Below are 5,800 nucleotides of genomic sequence, written 5' to 3' on the forward strand. Positions count from 1 at the left end.
GATGAAGATTTGAACGTTGTTTCAAAGAAAATCTTGAAGCCTGAAGCTTAATTAGAATACAAATTGATGAGACTACTGACAGTGATGTTGGTAGTCTTTTTATTTGATAGGGTAGATAGATGAAACTACGAATCTCCAATCAATATCTCTCTGTAGCTAATTTGTTCAAAGAAATGATACGCAACTTGAGGTAGTTTTTACAACCTACCTATTGACTCTAACTATTCTTCAATTATGAAAAATACCTCAGGAAATGAACTCGTGACTGAAAAATCCAAATGACATGCTTACTAAGAATGTAATGAAGTGATACAATAGCCCATGCTTTAGATTAGTATTTCATAAATGAGTAAAATCATTATAAGGATTATTGGTACAAATTACAATGAATAATGAGGAGACTGGCTAGTATGGCAGATGGGGACAATATGGGCATTCAAATAGTTGAGGGAGTTATAAAGCTTCCGGGTGTGAGAATTAATCGTCGAGAATTTTTGAGCAAAACTTTTTCAGATGTATCTAGTGAGAAATTACATATTATTATGGAGGAAGGTCCTCAAGCAGTTATCTCTACTGAAGAATTAGAAAAGATTGCGGCTAAAATTATCAGGAAGAACGCCGAGAAATCAACGACTGCATCTGTTATGGCAGGTTTGCCGTCTAATCCATTGGTTATGGCAGGAACATTTACTGCTGATATGGTGTAATATTATGGTTTTGCTTTACGAATGGCGCAACAACTTGGGTACCTATATGGTATATCTGATTTATTAAGTGATGAGGGAAACTTAACGGAAGCAGGTCACCGAACGTTACAGATATGTCTGGCTGTGATGTTGGGAATTTCATATGGGAATGCCAGTATTATGTTTGTCGCCAGAGGAGCTGGCCTGAATGTTGGTAAACAAATTATTGCAAAGCCCTTAACAAAGACAATGTGGTATCCGTTAGTTAAGACAATAGGAAAGCAAATTGGCATTCAGGTAACCAAAGAAGGAACTGGTAAATTAGTATCCAAAGCTATACCTATTTTAGGTGGCGTAGTTTCTGGTGGCATAACGTATGTTTCCATGAAACTAATGGGTAGGAAGTTAATGAAGGCATTAGTAGATTCGGTTAATCCGACTGAAGAGGATATTAATAAGGCAACCGAAATAATAGAAGGTATTGTAGCCGAATAAAAATGTAATCAGTAATCAGATGCTATTGCTATGATTACTGATTTTTGTTGTCAAAAAGTATTAGGAATGAGAGACAGGTAATATAGTAGAATTTCGAAAATAGAAAAGCTTAAGAGTTATAAGGCGCTACTAGATGAGGGCGTAATTACGCAAGACGAATTTGAAACAATCAGGAAGGCAATATTAAGTGATAGTTCCAGAGTAAACCATTCTGAATCGACTGAAAAAAATATATTTGATAATATTAAGCAAACATAGGACAAATTAATCAAAAATCCAGTTTTCGGCAAACTAAATGAAGCCGTGGATTATGTTGAACCAACTGATGAAATAAGTCCCAAGTCTAAAATTATTGCAGCCTTATTGAGTATTATTCCTGGAAATGGGGTTTCTATACTTTGAAAATTATAAGTTTGCAGTCGTCATGTGGATTTGGTGGCTTTTTGCGCTAGTATTTGATAATGCTGGTCTATTGATATTTGCGTTGATTTTTGCTTTTGGAAAACAAGAATCATGGGGTGGCATGGTTGATAGATTTCCTGTTGTTGGTCAGGAACGTAAGTTAGTTACCGCAAAAAAAGTAATTCACAAATTATAGAAAATAATTGCTTATTTAAATAAAAACTTAAGTCAGTAATCATATATCGATTACTGCTTTTTTGTTACTCACAATTATGACTACTGATAAATCAAAAATTGAGGTATCATTCTTAGTAAGAAAATTAGTTAGTAGGTTAATAATTTAGTAATTAGCTAAGTTTCAAATGAGTAGGTAAAATTTTAAAAGGGAGAATGCGTATAAAGGAGGGGTACCTATCTTATGATAAAAATAGAACGTGAGGCATTACAGCCGACTTATCAGTAAATATTAGGGGCAGTCGATGGAAATGAAGAGTTATTGCTTAAGATATTTAAGCAGGTGAGTGGTCAGCAAATCGGTCAGCAAATCAATTTGCCAGTGCATTTATACGATGCAAATATTGTGATACTTATTAGTGCAGGTGGATTTGGTGGATATTATCTACTTAATGATGGTTCAACTAAGTCTTAAGTGACAAAATCAAGTAGCCCAAAACATTAGAAAAATCACATTCTCATAGTGCAAGTGAAAAAGATATTAGTTCGAAAGTCCAAGGGAGTTCTGAAAATAGTAGCACAAGCAGTTCAACTAGTACTTGTGTTATCAATACGAACTGATCATCTGCTAAACAAGCTGATTTATCACGGCTGATGGCACAATGGCAAAGTGATATGCATCAAAAATACGCGGGGACATATGATGGGGAAAATGTTAATCATCTAGGGTACACTTTTTCTGAAGTAATTGATTCTGGAGATATAAATGGGCATGCACAAATAAATGGTAAGGATGTTCACCTGACTTAGGATCCTTTGGGACATAATGTAGGTAATTATCAAGTTGTGGCAGTTGCATCAGGTACTATATCAGGACAAGAATCACCAACGACATACTTTTCATTTTGCATAATACCCAGCCAGAAGTCTATGTGTGCCAAACGACTAATGGTGATAAGTTGGAATTGAAGTTAACCAATAATACAGAGTTACAATCTGGGTTTGCAAATATTGTGAATCATTAGTAATTTAATTGTTATTTAGTAGTTGTTTGCGTATATTTTGTAAAATTGAGATTTTGTATAATAAGTAAATTGTAGGTAAGGACTGTGAAAATATAATTTCATAGTCTTTTTTTCATCCATGGATAGCTAGAGTTTATTTGAAAAATGTATGCAGTAGAATTTTAGAACCTTATAAAAGTGTTTAATAATCAAAAAATATCGGTATTCTTTATGAACCATTTATCAGAAAAATTTTATTGAATAAAAATATAATAATTATTGATATAATAAAATTTATATACTATTTAAGTAATGTAAATTTTAAATCGTTAATTATAGAATAAAATATGCAATTTAACATTACTTCTGTTCTTTGGACAGTATAAAAATTATTTCAATTTTTTATTAAGGAGAATGTATGACGCAGTTATTTAAAGTTTCTAACGTAACAATGAGTGGAACATTGAAAATGATAAATGAATTGTATAATATATCTGATGATAATATACAACTTGATTTTAGTAAAATGTATAAAGTACGAATGGATGGAATGATTTTATTTATCAAAGCAATTAAGGATTTAAGGAAGAAAGGGAAAAAATTTTGGCCAATGAAGGAAGCAGATTATTGGCACGAAGGTAGACCAGCCATAAATTATGCAGCTCACGTTGGCTTTTTTAAAGGAATTGGTATTGATTATGGAAATGATGTTGGGGAAGCTACACCTAGCAGTAGGTTTGTACCAATTACAGTGGTCACGGAAAGTAATTTATATCAATTATCAAAAATGGGTGATTTGCATATAGGTATAGAAACATATTCAGAAAGTTTAGCAAAAGTTTTAACAGACAATTCTACTCTTAAAAAAATATATGCCTATTTAATTCGTGAAATGGTACGCAACCCTTTCGAACATTCAACGACTGACCAAGTGTGGATAGCAGCTCAAGTACATCCTACAGAGGAATATGTTGAAGTCGTTATTTCTGATGATGGTGAAGGAATAAGGCAAACACTTAAGATTAATAAAGATTTTAAGGACATAGTGGAAGATGATGAACATGCAGTCAGATATGCCTTAAAGCCAGGAATATCAGGAAAAAAATATGCCCATAAAACGGGAGGAAATTGGGATAATTCGGGATTTGGATTGTATGTTACTAGCCGTTTGACAGAAAAATATGGTGATTTTTTATTAGGATCTGGAAATTTTCTTATAGAAATGAACAATACAGGAGAGAAAGTATATAAGGAGACACAACTTCAAATAAAAGGTACATTTATTCGATTACAATTAAATACTGAAATTATGGAAGACATTGACCAAAAAATTATTTCAGAAATTGTGTCGGAAGGAGAAGCTGAATCTAAGAATATTGATGGCGCGATTCAATCTGCGTCTAAAGCTTCTAAGATGATAGATTTGACCAAATAACTTATTATAGGTTAGAAAGGCATTGGGCGGTTGTTCAGTATCTGCTGTAGCTGGTTAGTACTTGTTAAGTTTCAAATTGAGTTATTCCGTGATTTCACGGTTAATAATCATAACGGGTACAGGAAAAATTAATTGGCTAATGAACACTTTTTACTTGGCGTACATCACCAAGATCAATTACGGAACTAATCAAATTGGTTGCCGTACTTTAAAAAGTACGAAACAATTGATTTATTTGAGATAGTTCCAAATCAAAATAAGATTTATACACCCAAAAATGTAAATTTGAAATTTAATCAACGTACGCTTTTATACGACTAAGTTGAGGATAATATCGATACAGTATATCCGTTGACTAAGCAAGTGGTGCAAGTTACGAAGGAAGAATTTATTAATGGTATTCAAGCGGAGGGGGACAAAGCTGACAAGGAGTCGATGATTCGTCAGAGACTTACAAGTGCTGAACAGTTCGGTTTGATGTCAGCTCAAGGAAAATTGACTGAGGCTGGTAATCGAGTGGTGAAGATTTCTTGGCACAATTATTGGGTTATCATTTGATAATTTGAAATTAGATAATGATAATCTAATAATTGAGGTTCGACAATCTTATGTTGTTACTACTAAAAAGATAGGGCCTGTTAAAATACCTTCTTCAATAAGGGACATACCTATTCCTGATAGATTGGTTAGTAAGCTACATCAATGGGAAAAGTATATCACTCAAGTGAACTTTGCATCGGGTTAACGGGATAATAAAAATTTAGTGTTTAGAACAACGAACCATGTCATTCCAAAGGAAGATGTAGTTAGTTACATATTTCGTAGTTTTCAGAAAAAAGAGTTAAATATGGATATTCATAGTATTATTACATTTCACGGGCTACGTCACACATATTTATCTTATCTAATTACATTTGCAAAAATGGATGCACAATTGCTGAACACAGCAGTAGTGCAATTACACTATCTACTTATACACATAGCTTTAAATATGTTATTGAAAATGAAAGTAAAGTTGCATTAAAAAGTTTACAACAGCTATAATGATAATCCCCTTCTATCCTTAAAAATTAATGGTGTGTTATGAGTAGTAGTCACTGTTTTTTTACTAGTGACTACTATTTTTATTCGTAAGAATAGTAGGAAAATTGTCTTGCAAAAACAATGGGGTGGTAGGATTGAAAGGGACGTTATTTTTACTTATAATTACTGAAAAAATAGTTACATTGTCATAAAAAACTAATTTAAGATGGGCGCTTAAAGTAGCTGTATTTTGTGTTTGAATCGCCGCATAGTCACTAAATAAAGTCCGATGTCATGGGAACCATAGGACTTTCTAACTCATTCTGGGATTCAGACATTTCAAAGGCATTGAAGGATGGTAAGAACGTTGTTATCGGTGCCCACGGGAACTCTCATCGCATGCCCTAGTAAAGCATATTGAGCAAATCTCTGATGAAGATATCATGGGTGTTGAAATTGCTAACGGTCAACCTTGGATTTACGATTTAGATGAAGATTTGAACGTTGTTTCAAAGAAAATCTTGAAGCCTGAAGCTTAATTAGAATACAAATTGATGAGACTACTGACAGTGATGTTGGTA

8 protein-coding genes and 2 pseudogenes are annotated in these 5,800 nt (G+C 33.2%); all 10 read left to right on the forward strand.

The window, feature by feature from the left end; genetic code table 11:
- Nucleotides 1-410: 410 nt before the first annotated feature.
- Entirely contained in the window at nucleotides 411-707 is a 297-nt protein-coding gene (locus tag GA0061074_RS08885; protein WP_092464049.1) for a hypothetical protein, read from the forward strand.
- Between the two features lie 21 nt (nucleotides 708-728).
- Complete coding sequence (locus GA0061074_RS08890) at nucleotides 729-1,181, forward strand: hypothetical protein (RefSeq protein WP_092464052.1); 453 nt, start codon at nucleotides 729-731, stop codon at nucleotides 1,179-1,181.
- A gap of 99 nt (nucleotides 1,182-1,280) precedes the next feature.
- Nucleotides 1,281-1,439, forward strand: coding sequence for an SHOCT domain-containing protein (locus tag GA0061074_RS09375; protein WP_419154523.1), 159 nt, complete (start codon nucleotides 1,281-1,283; stop codon nucleotides 1,437-1,439).
- 166 nt (nucleotides 1,440-1,605) lie between these two features.
- Nucleotides 1,606-1,779 carry a hypothetical protein gene (locus tag GA0061074_RS09150; RefSeq protein ID WP_159426673.1) on the forward strand — a complete coding sequence of 58 codons (174 nt, stop codon included), beginning with the start codon at nucleotides 1,606-1,608 and terminating at the stop codon, nucleotides 1,777-1,779.
- A gap of 300 nt (nucleotides 1,780-2,079) precedes the next feature.
- Nucleotides 2,080-2,232, forward strand: a complete 153-nt coding sequence (locus GA0061074_RS09155; RefSeq protein WP_159426674.1) for a hypothetical protein — start codon at nucleotides 2,080-2,082, stop codon at nucleotides 2,230-2,232.
- Between the two features lie 161 nt (nucleotides 2,233-2,393).
- Nucleotides 2,394-2,567: pseudogene (locus GA0061074_RS09335) on the forward strand (DUF4767 domain-containing protein); the annotation flags it as partial.
- Between the two features lie 83 nt (nucleotides 2,568-2,650).
- Nucleotides 2,651-2,782 (forward strand): DUF4767 domain-containing protein, encoded by a 132-nt coding sequence (locus tag GA0061074_RS09380; protein ID WP_419154524.1) that lies wholly within the window; start codon nucleotides 2,651-2,653, stop codon nucleotides 2,780-2,782.
- Nucleotides 2,783-3,179: 397 nt separating this feature from the next.
- On the forward strand, nucleotides 3,180-4,196 hold the full coding sequence (locus tag GA0061074_RS08915; protein WP_092464063.1) for an ATP-binding protein: 1,017 nt from the start codon (nucleotides 3,180-3,182) through the stop codon (nucleotides 4,194-4,196).
- Nucleotides 4,197-4,547: 351 nt separating this feature from the next.
- Nucleotides 4,548-4,754 (forward strand): hypothetical protein, encoded by a 207-nt coding sequence (locus GA0061074_RS08920; RefSeq protein WP_092464067.1) that lies wholly within the window; start codon nucleotides 4,548-4,550, stop codon nucleotides 4,752-4,754.
- A 786-nt stretch (nucleotides 4,755-5,540) separates the two neighbouring features.
- A pseudogene (gpmA, locus tag GA0061074_RS08925) lies at nucleotides 5,541-5,758 on the forward strand (2,3-diphosphoglycerate-dependent phosphoglycerate mutase); the annotation flags it as partial.
- Nucleotides 5,759-5,800 lie beyond the last annotated feature (42 nt).

This window comes from Weissella bombi (assembly GCF_900094835.1).
Lineage (GTDB): Bacteria > Bacillota > Bacilli > Lactobacillales > Lactobacillaceae > Weissella > Weissella bombi.